Genomic DNA, 16,930 nt, shown 5'->3' on the forward strand with positions numbered 1-16,930 from the left:
GGACATTTCAACTTAGCCTTGACATAAAACCAAGCAAGAGCAGTGCTTCAGGAGGGGATTTGGTGCAATTCCGTTGGTTTGCCGCTACACAATGCCTCTGAACGCTGAAAATGGTGCGCAGCAGCACGCGCCGTTCTGGTGCAGGGCACGAACGGGCAACGACAGGGCAACGAAAAACAGGGGGATAAACGGAAGTGCGGAGCACAGCGCAGCAGTCGTGGAATACGACTGCTGCGCTGCAATAATCTAATCAAAAATGCGGGTTTTCCCTTAGAAGAAAATGCCGCGGATTTATCGCGGATTTACTTTGGAATTACCCACAGCCTCGATCTCAGGCTTGTGGAATTTCTATCTTGACCTCGAGAACCTCGAGGTTGTCCTGGCGCTCCAGGCTGACGCGCAGGTCCTGATCGCTGATCTTGACGTACTTCGAAATCACGGCCACCAGCTCGCGCTGAAGGGCCGGCAGGTAATCGGCCGGCGCCGAATGGCCCGAACGTTCATGGGCGAGAATGATCTGCAGGCGCTCCTTGGCGACCGATGCGGATTTCTTCTTCTCTCCCAGCAGGAAGGACAGGATCGACATGTGGATGAGCCCTCCTTATTTGTTGCCGAAGATGCGCGAGAACAGCCCCGGCTTCTGATAATCGGTAAAACGCAGCGGCTTGTCCTTGCCCAGGAAGCGGTCCACGATGTCGCCGTAGGCATCGGCGACATCGGTGCCTTCCAGGTGGATCGCCGGCGTGCCCTGGTTGGAGGCATGGAGCACCGCCTCCGATTCCGGAACCACGCCGATCAGCTTGATGCGCAGGATTTCCTGAATATCGGTGAGCGACAGCATCTCGCCACCGTGCACGCGCTTGGGGTTGTAGCGCGTGATCAGCAGGTGTTCCTTGATCGGCTCACCTTCGCTGGCGCGCTTGGTCTTCGACGACAGGATGCCGAGAATGCGGTCCGAATCGCGTACCGACGATACCTCGGGGTTGGTCACGATCAGCGCCTCGTCAGCGAAATACATCGCCATCAGCGCGCCCGTCTCGATGCCGGCCGGCGAGTCGCAGATGATGTACTCGAAGCCCATTTCCTTCAGGTCGTTGATGACCTTCTCCACGCCCTCGCGCGTCAGCGCTTCCTTGTCGCGCGTCTGCGACGCCGGCAGGATGAACAGGTTTTCGCACTTCTTGTCCTTGATCAGCGCCTGGTGCAGGTTCGCTTCGCCCTGCACCACGTTGATCAGGTCATACACCACGCGACGCTCGCAGCCCATGATCAGGTCGAGGTTGCGCAGGCCGACGTCGAAATCGATCACGGCAGTCTTGTGGCCACGCAGGGCCAGACCGGCGGCGAAACTCGCGCTGGTGGTGGTCTTGCCAACGCCCCCCTTGCCGGAGGTCACTACGATGATTTTTGCCATGGCTCTATGGTCCGGTATGAGTGGAATTCGTTCGTTTGCGTGCTGCCGTTACTTCATGCGCAGCGGTTCAAGGATCAGCTTTTCGTCGGCCAGGCGAACCTGTGCCGACTTGCCGAGCACGTCGGCCGGGAGTGTCTGCTCCGCGGTCCGATAGATGCCGGCGATGGAAATCAGTTCGGGCTCCAGGCACGTGCAGAAGATGCGCGCATCGGGATTACCCTTGACACCCGCCAGCGCGCGGCCGCGCAGCGGGGCATAGATATGGATATTGCCTTCGGCGATGACTTCGGCGCCGTAGCTGACCAGATCCAGGATCACCACGTCGCCCTGGGCGTAGATCTGCTGGCCCGAGCGCAGCGGCTTGTCGATCAGCAGCGTGGGGATTGCGCGGGGGGCGGAAGCCGCGTTCGCGGCCGCCATGATCTCGGCGATTTCCGAGGCCTTGCCGTTGACGACGGCGCCCTCGCTGTCCTTGCCCTTGCCGGTGTTCCTGGTCGCCTCGGCGCCCGCCTGTCCGCCTGCCGTCGCGGATTCGGGGTTGCCCGCCTTCTCCTTCGGGGCCTCGTCCTTGCCGCCACGCCGGCTCTGGCTGTCCAGCAGCGGCAGGCCGAAGCCGCCGGCCCAGTCGCGCTGGTCGGCACGGGCCACCACGCCGATGGCACGGGCCCTGAGGGTGGCCAGGGTGTCGATCACACGGTCCAGCGCCAGCGCCCCGTCACCTTCCAGGCGGCGCAGGTCCAGCGCGACGACGTCATCGGAAAAGAAATCGGGGGTTGACTCGAAGCGGGAGAGGAGGTCGTCCCGCACCGCGTCCAGATCGGCGGTATTGAGAGCGAGAAGGAGGGCGTCGACGTTGCCACTGCGCAGCTCGAAGCGTGGCGATTTCTTCTGAGACATAGCCGGGTGACCGTGGAAATGCCACATTCTAACGTCGTATCTCCGGGGAACTGTAACAAATGTCGGACGGCCAGCCCCAGGTGGCCGATGCGGACCACGGGCGCGCCAGCCGCATGTCAAAAAGTGGTGATGGCGGGGATGGTTCACATCAAATGCCTCGGCTTGTTACGATTGCACGTCCTCAAGTACGGAGCATCCATGGGAGCCATCGTTAACTGCGCGGCCTATCGCGAAGGCAGAAAGGTCGGAGATGTGGAGTTCGACGGCATTGCCAGAGCGCTGGCCGAGCCCGGCACCTTCGTCTGGCTGGGGCTGCACGAACCAGACCTGCCGCTGCTGCGCAAGGTGCAGCAGGCGTTCGGTCTGCACGACCTGGCCGTGGAGGACGCGCTGGAGCCACATCAGCGCCCCAAGATCGAGGCCTACGGTGACTCGGTGTTCGTGGTGCTGGGTACCGCGCGCCTGGTCGACGACGAAGTGGTGGTGGGTGAGACGCATCTGTATGTCGGCCCGAACTACGTAGTTTCGGTGCGGCATGGCGCCAGTTCCACCTACACGCCGGTGCGCGAACGCTGCGAGGAAGACCCGCGCGGCATGGCGCATGGCACGGGGTTCGTGCTCTATGCGTTGATGGACTACATCGTCGATCACTACCTGCCGATCGTGACCCGGCTCGAAGAAGCCTTCGAGGCGCTGGAGCAGGACATCTTCCACGACGAGTTCGATCGCGCGGCCATCGAGCGTCTCTATAAGGTCAAGCATCAGGTCTTGCGCCTGCGCAACGTGGTCTATCCGGTCGAAGACATCTGCAGCCAGTTGATCCGCCTGCATGAAGACCTTGTGCCAAAGGACCTGCGCGCGTACTTCCGCGATATCCAGGACCACAGCAGCCGCGTTGTGCGCACACTCGACGTGGTACGAGAGATGCTGACGACGGCCGTCCAGGTCAACCTGGCGCTGGTTACCGTGACGCAGAACGAGGTGGTCAAGCGGCTGGCCGGGTGGGGTGCGATTCTGGCGGTGCCTACCGTCGTGTTCTCGCTTTATGGCATGAACTTCAACTTCATGCCGGAACTGAAGTTCCACTACGCGTATCCCGTGGTGATCGGCTTCACGGCGGCCGCGTGCAGCTTTCTCTGGCGCAAGCTGCACCGCGCGGGCTGGATCTGACGGTTTCGTCGCCATGATTTCCCTTCTCCCGCGTGCCGGAGTGGGGAGATCCTCCTCCTGAAGACATCGGCAGAACAGCCTTCGAGCGCTGGCTGTTGCTGGCCTCCTGCATTTTTATATTTCGTTTACACCCCCCTCCCGCCTCTCTACCCCGTTTTTACCCCCCGATCCCTAACCTGCTATCCGTAAATCACTCAGTCAGGTGTTATCGCCTGCACAAGTCATGGACGGGATCTACTTCCTTGTATTGCTGGCCTTCGGCGCGTTGACGGGCGCGCTGCTGGCTCTTTGCGCCGCGCTTGGCGCCAATCCGCCGGCCAGTCGAGGTAACGGCGAAGCCGCCGCTGCCGATTCCAGGCCAGCCGCCGACAACAGGGGGCAGTAATGGAATGGACTGACCTGCTTAGCGCCGGCCTGGCCGCCGCGCTCTTCATTTACCTGCTCATTGCGCTGTTCCGGCCGGAGAAATTCTGATGTCGACACCGCACTTCACTCAATTTCTCGGACTGCTGGTTCTGTTTCTGGCCATCCTGTTCGTGGTGGGCCCATTTCTGGGCCGCTACATGCGCCGTGCCGTCGAGGAGGGCAACTTCAGCCTGACCGCCTGGGGGCGGCCCATCGAGCGCGTGCTGTATCGCGTGGCCGGTGTGCGTGCCGATGCCGAAATGGGCTGGAAGCAATACGCCATTGCGGTGCTCGTCTTCAACGTGATCGGCGTGATCGCCGTCTACGCGCTCCAGCGCGTGCAGGGTTTGCTGCCACTGAATCCGCAGGCGTTTGGCGCGGTCTCGCCCGATTCGTCGTTCAACACCGCCATCAGCTTTGTCACCAATACGAACTGGCAAGGCTACAGCGGCGAGTCGACGATGAGCTACCTGACGCAGATGCTGGCCCTGACGGTCCAGAACTTCGTCTCCGCAGCCACTGGCATTGCCGTGGTCTTCGCTCTGATCCGTGGCTTCGCGCGCCATACCTCGGCCACGATTGGCAACTTCTGGGTCGATATCACGCGCACCACGCTCTACGTGCTGCTGCCGCTGTCTGTGATCACCGCGCTGCTGCTGGTCAGCCAGGGCGTGATCCAGAACTTCGACGGCTACAAGGACGCGAATCTCGTCACGGCGGTCGAGTACACGCAGCCCAAGGTCGATGCGGCGGGCCAGCCCGTGCTCGACCCGCAAGGCAAGCCCGTGACAGAGGCGATGAGGACGACCACGCAAACGCTGGCGATGGGGCCCGTGGCCTCGCAGGAAGCGATCAAGATGCTCGGCACCAATGGTGGCGGCTTCTTCAACGCGAACTCGGCGCATCCGTATGAGAACCCGACGCCGTTGTCCAATTTCATCGAGATGTTGGCGATCTTCCTGATCCCGGCCGCCCTGTGCTTCACGTTTGGCGAGATGGTGCGGGACCGGCGCCAGGGCGTGGCCGTGCTGGCCTCGATGACGGTGATATTTGTCGTGATGGCCGTGGCGGCGATGGCTTCCGAGCAGCACATCACGGCGGCGCTGTCGTCTCTGCCGATTGACCATGCCGCGTCCGCACTGCAGGCAGGCGGCAATATGGAAGGCAAGGAAGTGCGCTTCGGCATATCGGCCACTTCGCTGTTCGCCACGATCACGACCGCCGCTTCGTGCGGCGCGGTCAACGCCATGCACGACTCGTTCACGGCGATTGGCGGCCTGGTGCCGATGCTGCTGATGCAACTGGGTGAAGTCGTGTTTGGCGGCGTGGGCTCGGGCCTCTACGGGATGCTCGTGTACGCCGTGCTGGCTGTGTTTATCGCGGGCCTGATGATCGGACGCACGCCCGAGTACCTCGGCAAGAAAATCGAGGCCTACGAGATGAAGATGACTGCCGTGGCGATCCTGGTCACACCGCTGCTCGTGCTTGTGGGTACCGCCATCGCGGTGATGCTGGAGCCGGGTCGCGCCGGCGTGTTCAATCCGGGCACGCACGGCTTCTCCGAGATCCTGTATGCGCTGTCGTCGGCGTCGAACAACAACGGCAGCGCGTTCGCCGGCCTTTCCGCCAACACACCGTTCTATAACACGCTTCTGGCCGCGGCCATGTGGTTCGGACGTTTCTGGATCATCGTGCCGGTGCTGGCGATGGCCGGTTCGCTGGCTGCCAAGCGCCGTACGCCAGTCACAGCCGGCACCATGCCGACACATGGCCCGCTGTTCATCGTTTTGCTCGTGGGTTCGGTGCTGCTGGTTGGCGCGCTGACCTATGTGCCGGCACTGGCCCTCGGGCCCGTGGCGGAGCAACTGCAGCCCGCGGCGGTGACCGCGGCTGCGAAGTAATCCTGCGGAGAATCGCACATGCAACAACAATCCACCGCGACACGCTCCAGCGCTGCCGGCACGGCGTCGCGCAATCCGGCACCGGGTTCCACGGTGATGACAGGCGGGGGCCTGCCAGGCCATCCGCGTCCTTCGCGCGGCATGATGTCGCCCGAGCTGGTGAAGCCGGCCATCGTCGATGCCTTCCGCAAGCTGAATCCACGCGATCAGTTGCGCAACCCGGTGATGTTCGTGGTCTACGCCGGCAGCATCCTGACGTCGATCCTGTGCGTGCGTGCCTGGCTGCACCCGACGCCGGGTGGCGAATCGGCCGGCTTCATCCTGGCCGTAACGGTATGGCTCTGGTTCACGGTACTGTTCGCGAACTTCGCCGAAGCCCTGGCTGAAGGTCGCAGCAAGCAGCAGGCCGCCGCGCTGCGCGGACTCAAGACCACCACCATGGCACGCGTGGTGCGCGCCGGCTATCGGGATGCGCGGGATGCGCGCGCGCAGGGGGCCACCGAGCAGCGTGCGGCCACAGAACTGCGCAAGGGCGATGTCGTGCTCGTCGAGGCGGGCGACATGATCCCGGGCGATGGCGAAGTCATCGAGGGCGTGGCGTCGGTCGATGAAAGCGCTATCACTGGCGAATCGGCGCCGGTGATCCGTGAGTCGGGTGGCGACTTCTCGTCGGTCACTGGTGGCACGCGTGTGCTGTCGGACTGGATCATCGTGCGCATCACGGCCAACCCAGGCGAGAGCTTCATCGACCGCATGATCAGCATGGTCGAAGGCGCCAAGCGCCAGAAGACACCGAACGAACTCGCGCTGACGATTCTGCTGGTGGGTCTCACGCTGGTGCTGTTGCTGGCCACAGCCACGCTGCAGCCGTATTCGCTCTACGCGGTGCTGGTGGCCAAGGCCGGCGTGCCGGTCTCGGTGACGGTGCTCGTGGCGCTGCTGGTCTGCCTGATTCCGACCACGATCGGTGGCCTGCTGTCAGCCATCGGCGTAGCCGGTATGAGCCGCATGATGGAAGCGAACGTGATTGCCACGTCGGGCCGCGCGGTGGAAGCGGCGGGCGATGTCGACGTGCTGCTGCTCGACAAGACCGGCACGATCACACATGGCAATCGCCAGGCTTCGCGCTTTATCTGCGCGCCCGGCGTTACCGAGCGTCAGCTCGCCGAGGCCGCGTGGCTGTCGTCGCTGGCCGATGAAACGCCGGAAGGCCGCAGCATCGTTGTGCTGGCACGCCAGCAGTCAGACGTGAGCGCGCCGGAGATGGGCGAGCGGGGACTGGCGGCGCCGGTGTTCGTGCCGTTCACCGCGCAGACGCGCATGAGCGGTGTCGACGTGGCCAATGGCCAGATCGTGCGCAGCGTGCGCAAGGGCGCGGCCGATGCGGTACGCCGTTACGTGACCGAGCGCGCGGGCAAGTTCCCCGATGTGGTGATGCAGGCCGTCGACGATGTGGCGCGCGCCGGCAGCACGCCGCTGGTGGTGGCGGAATCCATCGCGCAGGGCACCGAGGAATCGGTGCGAGTGCTCGGTGTGATCGAGCTCAAGGACATCGTCAAGGCCGGTATCCGCGAGCGCTTTGTCGAACTGCGCAAGATGGGCATCCGCACGGTGATGATCACCGGCGACAACCGGTTGACCGCCGCGTCGATCGCGGCCGAGGCCGGTGTCGACGATTTCCTCGCCGAGGCCACGCCAGAGGCAAAGCTGGCGCTGATTCGCGAGTACCAGAGCGAAGGGCGTCTTGTGGCGATGACCGGCGACGGTACCAACGATGCCCCGGCGCTGGCGCAGGCCGATGTGGCCGTGGCGATGAACAGCGGCACGCAGGCCGCGCGCGAGGCCGGCAATATGGTCGACCTGGACAGCAATCCAACCAAGCTGATCGAGATCGTAGAGATCGGCAAGCAGATGCTGATGACGCGCGGGTCGTTGACCACGTTCAGCGTGGCCAACGACGTGGCCAAGTATTTCGCCATCATCCCGGCCGCGTTCGCCACCACCTATCCGCAGCTCAATCTGCTCAACGTGATGGGCCTGTCGACACCGGGCTCGGCCATCATGTCCGCGGTGATCTTCAATGCGCTCATCATCGTCGCGCTGATTCCGCTGGCGTTGCGCGGCGTGGTGTACCGCCCGCTGGGCGCGGCGGTGCTGCTGCGCCGCAATCTGCTGATCTATGGCCTGGGTGGCATCGTGGTGCCGTTCGTCGGGATCAAGCTGATCGACATGTTGCTGACGATGTTCGGCTGGGTCTGAGCATCGCAAGGAGAATCGCAAATGACTACACAAAGCAATACCGTCGCGCAGGTGCCGCGTCAGACTGGGCTGTTGCGCCCGGCGCTGACTGTTTTCATCGTGCTGTCGGTGGTGACCGGCCTGCTCTATCCCGGCGTTGTCACCGGCATTGCGCGCGCGGTGTTTCCGCATCAGGCAGCGGGCTCGCTGATCGTCAAGGATGGCAAGACGGTCGGTTCCGAACTGATCGGCCAGCCGTTCTCGGACCCGAAGTACTTCTGGGGCCGCCTGTCGGCTACGGCGCCGATGCCTTACAACGGCACGGCGTCGGGCGGCTCAAACCTGGGGCCGACCAATCCGGCGCTGACGGACGCCGCTAAAGCACGTATAGATGCGCTCAGGGAAGCGGACCCGGACAACAAGGCGCCGGTTCCGGTGGATCTGGTGACGGCGTCTGGTAGCGGTCTCGATCCGCATATCAGCCCGGCAGCGGCGCAGTACCAGGCCGCCCGCGTGGCGCGGTTGCGCGGCGTGTCATTAGAGAAGGTCGAGGCGCTGATCGCCGCCAATACCCAAGACCCTGGTCTGGCGGTGCTTGGCGAGCCGGTGGTCAATGTGCTTGCGCTGAACCTGGCGCTGGATGGGCTGAAATAGATCTGGTGGCCGTTGATACCTGGTTTGCCCTCCGTCTTCCCCTCGCCCTTGCCCTGCCCGCGCAGGCGGGAGCGGGGGGAACGCTGAAGGCCTGTGAAACGCTGATGGTTTGCCCCGCCCTCCCGTGTGTGGAGTTGGGGACAGACGCATGTACGCATGGCAATCGCCTGCGTGGCACAATCATCGCCACCAACCGCCGTTGCCGATGACCGATCCAGACACCCGCCCGGACCCCGACGCCCTGCTGCAACGCATGCAGGCGGAGCGCGCGCGTGCCGCTCGCGGCAAACTGCGCGTGTACTTCGGCGCGTCGGCCGGCGTTGGCAAGACCTTCGCCATGCTGGGCGCCGCGCGCGCGTTGCGCGAACAGGGCGTGGACGTGGTGGTCGGCGTGGTCGAGACACATGGCCGCGCCGAGACCGAGGCTCTGCTCGATGGACTCGAGCGACTGCCGCTGCGCGAGGTTCCGTATCGGGACCGCGTTCTGGCGGAGTTCGATCTCGACGGCGCGCTGGCCCGACGCCCCGCGCTGATTCTGGTCGATGAACTCGCGCATTCGAATGCCGCGGGCAGCCGGCACCCGAAACGCTGGCAGGACATCCAGGAACTGCAGGCCACGGGCATCGACGTCTGGACCACGGTCAATGTGCAGCACCTGGACAGCCTCAATCAGGCCGTGGGTGGCATCACCGGTGTGCGCGTCTGGGAGACCGTGCCCGATGCGGTGTTCGACGGCGCCGACGAAGTGGTACTGGTGGACCTGCCCGCCGATGAGCTGCTGCGCCGGTTGCGCGAGGGCAAGGTCTACCTGCCCGATCAGGCGCGCCACGCCGCACGCAATTTCTTCCGCAAAGGCAACCTGATCGCGCTGCGCGAACTCGCGTTGCGGCGGACCGCCGATCGCGTCGACGACGATGTGCGCGCGTATCGACATGCCGAATCGATCGATCTGGTCTGGCGCACGCGCGAAGCCCTCGTGGCGTGCATCGGCACCGGCGACGATGCCGAGCAGGTGGTGCGCAGCGCGCAGCGTCTGGCGGGCCAGCTCGATTGCGACTGGCATGTGGTGACAATCGCCACGCCCCAGTTGATGCCGCCTTCCAACGAGGTCCGCGCGCGCATGCGCGCCGCCATGCAATTGGCAGAGGAACTGGGGGCCCGTACGGAGACGCTCGCCGGCAACGACATGGTCAAGGCGGTGGCAGGCTACGTGCGACGCCACAACCTGACCAAGGTGCTGCTTGGCCGCGCCCCTGCCGACTGGTATGCGCGAGGAAACTGGATCGACAAGGGGCGTGCCTTGCTGGCCCGCGCGCTGTCGCCGATGCTTGGTGTCGGCAACCGGCTGTTCGGCCGGCAGATGTTCGCCGATGCGCTGGCGGCGGGTTGCCCGGAGATCGACGTGATCCGCGTGGCGGCCGACTCCACACGGGCGGACCTGCGTCCGCGAGCGCAGGAAGGGCTATCCACCGCGGCGCACGATGCGGAGGCTGAAGCCGAGCTTGCCCGCGTGCGCCGTCTTAACTATGGCTGGGCCGTGGTCTGGTGCATGGCGGCGACGTTCCTGTCGACGCTGACCAGACCCTGGTTCGACCTGGTCAATATCGCGATGCTGTTCCTGGTTGCCGTGGTAGGCGTGGCGTTGCGTCATGGCCGGGGACCGGCGGCATTGGCATCGGTGATTTCGGTGGCGGCGTTCGACTTCTTCTTCGTGCCGCCCAGAATGTCGTTCGCCGTCAGCGACGTGCAGTACCTGCTGACGTTCTTCGTGCTGCTGGCGGTTGGTCTGGTGATCGGCCAGCTTACGGCGGGACTGCGCGAGCAGGCTCAGGTGTCCGTGCGGCGTGAAACCGATGCGCGCACGCTCTATGAGCTGGCGCGCGAGCTGTCCGCTGCGCTGACGGCGCAGCAGATTGTCGAGATCGGTGGTCGCTTCCTGCGTGCCGCCTTTGACGCGGACGGCACGTTCTTCCTCGTCGCAGAGAACGGACGGCTCATGCCGATGGCCGGCGGAGAAAAGACACCGGAGCCGCGGACAGGCAAAGGCGATGCCATCGACAAGGTGTTGGCGCAATGGGTGTTCGATCACGGTCAGCCCGCGGGTACGGGGACGCACACGCTACCCGGCAGCACGGTGCTGTATCTGCCGCTGAAGGCGCCGATGCAGACGCGCGGCGTGCTGGCCGTGGAGCCGCGCGCGTGGCGGGCGCTGGCGGACCCGGCATTGCGTCGTCAGGCCGATGTCTTTGCCACGCTGATCGCGATCGCGATCGAGCGTATCCATTACGTCGACGTGGCGCAGCGCGCGCTGGTGTCGATCGAGTCGGAACGGCTGCGCAGTTCGCTGCTGGCCGCGGTGTCGCATGATCTGCGCACGCCGCTGACCGGGCTGATCGGCATGGCCGAAACGCTGCAGCGTGCAGAGACGCCGCTGCCGGCCAGCGTCGCGGAGACGGTCGAGGCAATGCGCGTTCAGGCGCAACGGATGCGCACGATGGTCGTCAACCTGCTCGACATGGCGCGCCTGCAGCATCACGACCTGGCGCTCAAGCGCGGCTGGCAATCGCTTGAGGAACTGATTGGCGCGGCGCTGGCGTCGATGCGCGACGTGCTCGGTCGGCACCATGTGGAGGTGATGAATCTTGCGGAGTTGCCGCTGGTGGAGTGCGACGATGTGCTGATGGAGCGTGTGCTGTGCAACCTGCTGGAGAACGCGGCAAAGTACACGCCGGCAGGCACCGCCATCCGCATCCGCGGCGCGGTGGTGGGCGACGAGGTGCAACTGTCAGTGGAAGACGAAGGCCCGGGCGTGCCGTCGGGCCAGGAGCGCTACATCTTCGAGAAATTCACGCGTGGCGAACGCGAATCGGCCACCTCCGGCGTCGGGCTCGGCCTGGCTGTCTGCGAGGCGATCATGCAGGCCCATGGCGGTCGCATCTGGGTGGAGGCCGCCCATCCACATGGTTCGCGATTCACGCTGGCGCTGCCGCGCGGCAATCCACCGGCCATTGAGCCCGAGTCGCTGGACGAACCCATTCCGGATCATCACTGACATGCCTTTCGATTATTCGCCGACCGTGTTGCTGGTCGAGGACGAACCCCACATCCGCCGCTTCGTGCGTGAATCGCTGCAGTCCGAGGGCTGTACGGTGCACGAGGCCGATACGCTCAAGCGCGGCCTGATCGACGCCGGCACGCGCCAGCCGGATGTGGTGATCCTGGACCTCGGCCTGCCTGATGGCGATGGCATGACACTGATCCGCGAGATGCGTACCTGGACCGAGGTGCCCGTGCTGGTGCTATCGGCGCGCACTGGCGAAGCCGACAAGATCGCCGCGCTCGATGCGGGCGCGGACGACTACCTGACCAAGCCGTTCGGCGTCGGTGAGCTGGTGGCGCGCGTGCGCGTGCTGTTGCGCCGGCACGCCAAGGCGAATCCCCAGGGCACGCCCCAGATCACGTTCGGCGACGTGCGCGTGGACCTGGCCAACCGGCTCGTCATGCGCGGCGACGATCAGGTGCATCTGACGCCGATCGAGTACCGCCTGCTGGCCGTGCTGATCGCCCATCGTGGCAAGGTCATGACGCACCGGGAACTGCTGCGCGAGGTCTGGGGCCCCTCGCACTCGGAGAGCAGCCACTACCTGCGGGTCTATATGGGCCACCTGCGCCACAAGCTCGAGGTCGATCCGGCCCAGCCCGCGCATCTGCTGACAGAGGTGGGCGTCGGATATCGGTTCGCCGGCTGAGCTAAATTATAAGTATGAAGAATAATAATGGCGATTAATCTGAGTCGATAATTTTTCATCGACATATCTATTCCCACGGATCGCCCACTACACTGAATCAAACACCCCCAGACGCGCCTAGCCGGATCGGAGCCAGCCATGTCGCAACTTGCCGCCCCAACGATCCGCCAGTCCGTCGTTGCACTGGCGCTGGCCTGCGCCCTGTCCGGATTGAGTGTTTACGCGGCAACCGAGCGACCGCAACCGGCACAGGAACAGACCCAGGCGGCGGTGGCCGCCTACGAGGCTGGCAATTTCGATGTGGCGATCCAGGGCTTTGCCGCGGCCGCGCAGAAAGGCAATCGGCTGGCCCAGTTCGACTACGCGATGATGTTGCTGCGTGGCGAAGGCACGCCGGCGAAGCCGCAGGAGGCGCTGGTCTGGCTGCGCCGCGCGGCAGACAACCAGATGACCCACGCGCAGTTCACATTCGGCGATCTGTACGAACGCGGTGACGTGGTGCCGAAATCGCTGCCCGAGGCCAACCGCTGGTATGAACTCGCGGCGCAGGGGGGGCATGTGCAGGCGCAGGTGGCGCTCGCCACCAATTACTTCACCGGTCGGGGCGTGCCCCTCGACTACGGTCGCGCGTTCCACTGGTACAGCAAGGCCGCCGCAGCCGGCGACGAAGGCGCGCAGTACATCGTCGCCAGCTACTACGAGCGCGGGTATCCGGGCGTGGTGGATCGCGATATCGAACAGGCCAAGCTCTGGTACGCCCGCGCTGCCGCGCATGGCGATCCGGGCGCGCTGGCCAAGCTGCGTTCGCTGCAGGACGAGGGCGCGCAGCCCGCGAAGGGCCCGATGTGAGCGATATGCGTGATATGCCCGGCATGCGCGGCGTGAGCGACGTGGGCGCCGATCCTGTCATACTCGCTGCGCATTGCGCCGATGCATCCCGGAGACCGTAGCCCTTGCCCTCGCAGTCGTCACTGCCTCTTGAAGGACCCGATGCGCCTGCCCTGATGGCTGGGCGACTGGCGTTGCCCGTGCCGGACGGCCACCTCGACGAGTTGCGCTTGCCCGATGGCGCGTTGCGCGAATGCTGGGCCCGCTTCTTCTCGGTACTCGGCGATCCACCGCCAGACGTACTCAATGCCCACGCGACCGCCGTGGCGCGGCAGATTCGCCAGAACGGCGTCACGTACAACATCCGTGCCGACCAGGGCGATGGCGCGCGCGCGTGGCAACTCGAAGTGTTTCCGCTTCTGGTGCCGGAGCAGGACTGGGCCATTATCGAAGCCGGCGTGGCGCAGCGCGCGACGTTGGCCAACGCGATCATGGCCGACATCTACGGCCCACAGTTGCTGCTCAAGCGCGGCCTGCTGCCACCGGGGCTCGTCTACGGGCATCCCGGCTACATGCGGCCGCTAAAGGGGTACCGGCCGCCGGGTGGCAGCTACCTGCAGACCGTGGCGGTGGACCTCGTCCATACCGCGAATGGCTGGACCGTGATTGCGCATCGGACGGAGACACCGTCTGGCATGGGCTATGCGCTCGAAAATCGCCTGATCGTCTCGGGCCAGTTCGCCGAGGCGTTCCGCGAGATGCGTGTGCGGCGGCTCCCGCAGGCGTTCGCCCAGCTGATCTCCACACTCGCGCTGGCGCCGCTGACGCCGTTGACGCCGCAGACGGGCGAGCCCGGCAGCCCCAGACCCTTGCAGACGGGGCGGCAGATCGTGCTGCTATCGCCGGGGCCATACAACGAGACGTTCTTCGAGCACACGTTCCTGGCGCGCTATCTCGGCATCACGCTGGTCGAAGGCAAGGACCTGACCGTGCGCAATGACGTGGTCTATCTGAAGACGTTCGGCGGTCTGGAGCGCGTGGACGTGATCCTGCGTCGCCTCGACGATGTTTTCTGCGACCCCCTCGAACTGCGCGGCGACTCGATGATCGGCGTGCCGGGCCTGCTCGAAGCGATGCGTGCGGGCAATGTGATGGTGTCGAACGTGCCGGGCTCCGGCTTTCTCGAGTCGCCCGCGATCCACGGTTTCCTGCCCGGCGTGGCGCAGGCGTTGCTCGGCGAACCGCTGGTCCTGCCGGCGGTGTCAAGCTGGTGGTGCGGCGAGGCGCCGGCGTGGCAGGAGGCACTGGGTCTGCTCGACGAAGCGTTCGTGATGCCCACCTATCCGCGCACGCCTGCAGACGCGCCGCTTGGCATGGAGCAGGGGTTGCAGAAACTGGCGGACTGGCGCGCGCGCATCGACGCGTCGCCCGATCGCTATACCGTGCAGGCGCCGCTGCCGCTCTCGCATATGCCGTGCTGGGAACCCGACGGCCATGGCGGCGGCCGCATTGGCTCGCGCCCGGCCATGCTGCGGGTTTATGCGATTGCCGATGGCAATGGCGGCTGGCAGGTGATGCCGGGCGGATTCACGCGTCTGGCCCCGCCGCATCGCGAGGCGGTATCGATGCAGATCGGCGGCACCAGTGCCGACACGTGGGTGCTGTCGAGCCAGCCGACGCACGCGGTGCCGCTGACCTCGGCGCGCGCCGGGTTGGCGGCGATGAGCGCAACGACAGGATCGGCGCTTGCCCGGCAGCTGACGGTGTCGAGCCGCGCGGCCGAGAACCTGTACTGGGCGGGCCGCTACGCCGAGCGCGCAGAGAACCTTGTACGTCTGTGCCGGCAGATCCTCGGTTCGATCGAATCGAACGACGAAACCGACGACGGCACGCTGACGATGATCGGCGACCTGGCAACATGGTTCGGGCTGGTGCCGCCGCAGACGCCATCGCCGCGAACATCGTTGCGAGCGTTCGAACATGCCCTCGTTTCCACGCTGGCCAACCCCGACGCGGATTCAGGGCTGGGCCCGACGCTCGCCAGCCATGCCGGCGCGGCCAACGAGATCCGCAATCGGCTCTCGAACGATCACTGGCGCACGATATTGGCCGCGCGTAATGACTTTCGCGATGCGATGCAGGCAGCCTGCCCGGATGGTCCATCGGCGGGGGAGGGCGCTTACGATCGCTCGAAGGTGCTGGCAGCGCTCGAGCACCTGTCGATGCAGCTTGGCGCGATAAGCGGCGCACAGGGCGACCGCATGGCGCGCGACGTGGCGTGGCGGCTGGTATTCATCGGCCGCCATATTGAACGGCTCGGCACGCTGGCGCTGTTCCTGGAAGTGGCCGAGCGCAGCGGCGCGTTGTACTCGCGCAGTGGTGTGGACCTGCTGCTGCATCTGTTCGACAGCACGTTGTCGTTCCGATCGCTGTTTCCCGGCCGCGCCGATGTACCTGCGCTGGTCGATCTGCTCGTGCTCGATCCGACCAATCCGCGCGGCATCTATGGTGTGCTGGATCGCTTGCGCGCCAAGCTCGTGCAACTGCCCACCGGCGCCACGGGGCAGACGCGTGTGCCGCTGGCGGAGATGCTGCCGCCAGCCAGCGCGCTGCCTTCGCGCACGCTGCTGTGCGCGAGCAACCGGCAGGGGCGTCAGACCACGCTCGGGGCGCTGTGCGATCAGCTTGGTGCGCGCATGGCAAAGTTGTCCGAAGAGATCGGCGGCCGCTACTTCAGTCACGCCGGCGTGACGATCGAAACCGAACTGCCATGAGCGACATCGGCACGACCACGCTCAGCGTGCACCACACCACCACCTACCACTACGCATGGCCGGTCGAGCTTGCGCAGCAGCGTGCCGTGGTGACGCCGCCATCCTGCGCGTGGCAGACCGTCGGGGCCCATTCGATCGAGGTGGACCCCGCCCCGTCCCACCAGCACATGCGCACCGACGGGTTCGGCAACAACGTGCTGCATTTCATGCTCGACGTGCCGCACGAGACGATGTGGCTGACAGCTAACAGCACCGTCACACTGAAGCCGCGCTGGCAGGCGCTCGATATCGCCCGCAGCCCGCGCTGGGAAGACGCCGCGGAGCGGCTGCGCTATCGCGCAGGCCAGCCCTTTCATCCCGAGACGGAGTTTGTGTATGCGTCGCCCAACGTCGCATTGCATGACAGCCTGCGCGACTACGCGCTCCGGAGCTTCGGGCCCGGCGTGACGGTTGCGGCTGGCGCCATCGATCTGATGCATCGCATTCACGCCGACTTCGACTATCACAGCGAGATCACGGAGGTGCATACGCCGGCGCTGGAAGCGTTCGCGCTGCGCAGCGGCGTCTGCCAGGACTTCGCACAGGTGATGATCGGCTGCCTGCGCTCGATCGGCCTGCCGGCACGCTACGTCAGCGGTTATCTGTGCACCGATCCGCCGCCAGGCGAGCCGAGGTTGCTGGGCGCCGATGCCTCACATGCATGGGCCGGCGTCTGGTGCCCGGAGAACGGCTGGATCGACCTCGATCCCACCAATGCAATGCTGGCTGACACGCGGCACGTGACGCTGGCTATCGCGCGCGACTATAGCGATGTGCCGCTGCTGCATGGCGTGATCGTGGGGGGCGGGGAGCATACGGTGGGGGTGGAGGTCAGCGTCGTGCCGGTGATGTCGGCATAGC

Annotated in this window: 14 protein-coding genes; 11 read left to right on the forward strand and 3 right to left on the reverse strand. The window is 65.3% G+C overall.

Annotated features, from left to right (window positions below; translation table 11 throughout):
* Positions 1–331 precede the first annotated feature (331 nt).
* The 3 genes from minE to minC are packed head-to-tail and all read right to left on the reverse strand — an operon-like array spanning position 332 to position 2,311.
* Positions 332–586, reverse strand: a complete 255-nt coding sequence (gene minE, locus B2246_RS08595) for a cell division topological specificity factor MinE (RefSeq protein ID WP_008645119.1) — start codon at positions 584–586, stop codon at positions 332–334.
* 15 nt (positions 587–601) lie between these two features.
* Complete coding sequence (gene minD, locus B2246_RS08600) at positions 602–1,414, reverse strand: septum site-determining protein MinD (RefSeq protein WP_008645118.1); 813 nt, start codon at positions 1,412–1,414, stop codon at positions 602–604.
* A gap of 48 nt (positions 1,415–1,462) precedes the next feature.
* Positions 1,463–2,311, reverse strand: coding sequence for a septum site-determining protein MinC (gene minC / locus B2246_RS08605; protein WP_186425504.1), 849 nt, complete (start codon positions 2,309–2,311; stop codon positions 1,463–1,465).
* Between the two features lie 198 nt (positions 2,312–2,509).
* Here minC and B2246_RS08610 point away from each other — a divergent pair, with 198 nt between their 5' ends.
* From B2246_RS08610 to B2246_RS08660, 11 genes are all read left to right on the forward strand, one after another.
* Positions 2,510–3,481: a magnesium and cobalt transport protein CorA gene (locus B2246_RS08610; protein WP_008651792.1), complete on the forward strand. Its 972-nt coding sequence runs from the start codon at positions 2,510–2,512 to the stop codon at positions 3,479–3,481.
* A gap of 223 nt (positions 3,482–3,704) precedes the next feature.
* Positions 3,705–3,866, forward strand: a complete 162-nt coding sequence (locus B2246_RS08615) for a hypothetical protein (protein WP_008651794.1) — start codon at positions 3,705–3,707, stop codon at positions 3,864–3,866.
* Positions 3,866–3,955: a K(+)-transporting ATPase subunit F gene (gene kdpF, locus B2246_RS08620; RefSeq protein ID WP_008651796.1), complete on the forward strand. Its 90-nt coding sequence runs from the start codon at positions 3,866–3,868 to the stop codon at positions 3,953–3,955. Before B2246_RS08615 ends, kdpF begins: the two co-directional genes overlap by 1 nt.
* On the forward strand, positions 3,955–5,787 hold the full coding sequence (gene kdpA / locus B2246_RS08625) for a potassium-transporting ATPase subunit KdpA (RefSeq protein ID WP_035881215.1): 1,833 nt from the start codon (positions 3,955–3,957) through the stop codon (positions 5,785–5,787). Before kdpF ends, kdpA begins: the two co-directional genes overlap by 1 nt.
* An 18-nt stretch (positions 5,788–5,805) precedes the next feature.
* Positions 5,806–8,046, forward strand: coding sequence for a potassium-transporting ATPase subunit KdpB (gene kdpB / locus B2246_RS08630; protein ID WP_411860079.1), 2,241 nt, complete (start codon positions 5,806–5,808; stop codon positions 8,044–8,046).
* Positions 8,047–8,067: 21 nt separating this feature from the next.
* The gene (gene kdpC, locus B2246_RS08635; RefSeq protein ID WP_035881217.1) at positions 8,068–8,679 is read left to right on the forward strand and encodes a potassium-transporting ATPase subunit KdpC; all 612 of its coding nucleotides are present in this window, start codon (positions 8,068–8,070) and stop codon (positions 8,677–8,679) included.
* A 148-nt stretch (positions 8,680–8,827) separates the two neighbouring features.
* Positions 8,828–11,731, forward strand: coding sequence for a sensor histidine kinase (locus tag B2246_RS08640; protein WP_286880159.1), 2,904 nt, complete (start codon positions 8,828–8,830; stop codon positions 11,729–11,731).
* A 1-nt stretch (position 11,732) separates the two neighbouring features.
* Entirely contained in the window at positions 11,733–12,428 is a 696-nt protein-coding gene (kdpE, locus tag B2246_RS08645) for a two-component system response regulator KdpE (RefSeq protein WP_035881219.1), read from the forward strand.
* A 138-nt stretch (positions 12,429–12,566) separates the two neighbouring features.
* Positions 12,567–13,277 (forward strand): tetratricopeptide repeat protein, encoded by a 711-nt coding sequence (locus tag B2246_RS08650; protein ID WP_035881220.1) that lies wholly within the window; start codon positions 12,567–12,569, stop codon positions 13,275–13,277.
* 104 nt (positions 13,278–13,381) lie between these two features.
* The gene (locus tag B2246_RS08655) at positions 13,382–16,030 is read left to right on the forward strand and encodes a circularly permuted type 2 ATP-grasp protein (RefSeq protein WP_286962627.1); all 2,649 of its coding nucleotides are present in this window, start codon (positions 13,382–13,384) and stop codon (positions 16,028–16,030) included.
* Positions 16,027–16,929, forward strand: coding sequence for a transglutaminase family protein (locus B2246_RS08660; RefSeq protein ID WP_286880155.1), 903 nt, complete (start codon positions 16,027–16,029; stop codon positions 16,927–16,929). Before B2246_RS08655 ends, B2246_RS08660 begins: the two co-directional genes overlap by 4 nt.
* Position 16,930: the final 1 nt, after the last annotated feature.

It is taken from the genome of Cupriavidus sp. UBA2010, from assembly GCF_002335265.1.
In the GTDB taxonomy this organism is placed as follows: domain Bacteria; phylum Pseudomonadota; class Gammaproteobacteria; order Burkholderiales; family Burkholderiaceae; genus Cupriavidus; species Cupriavidus metallidurans.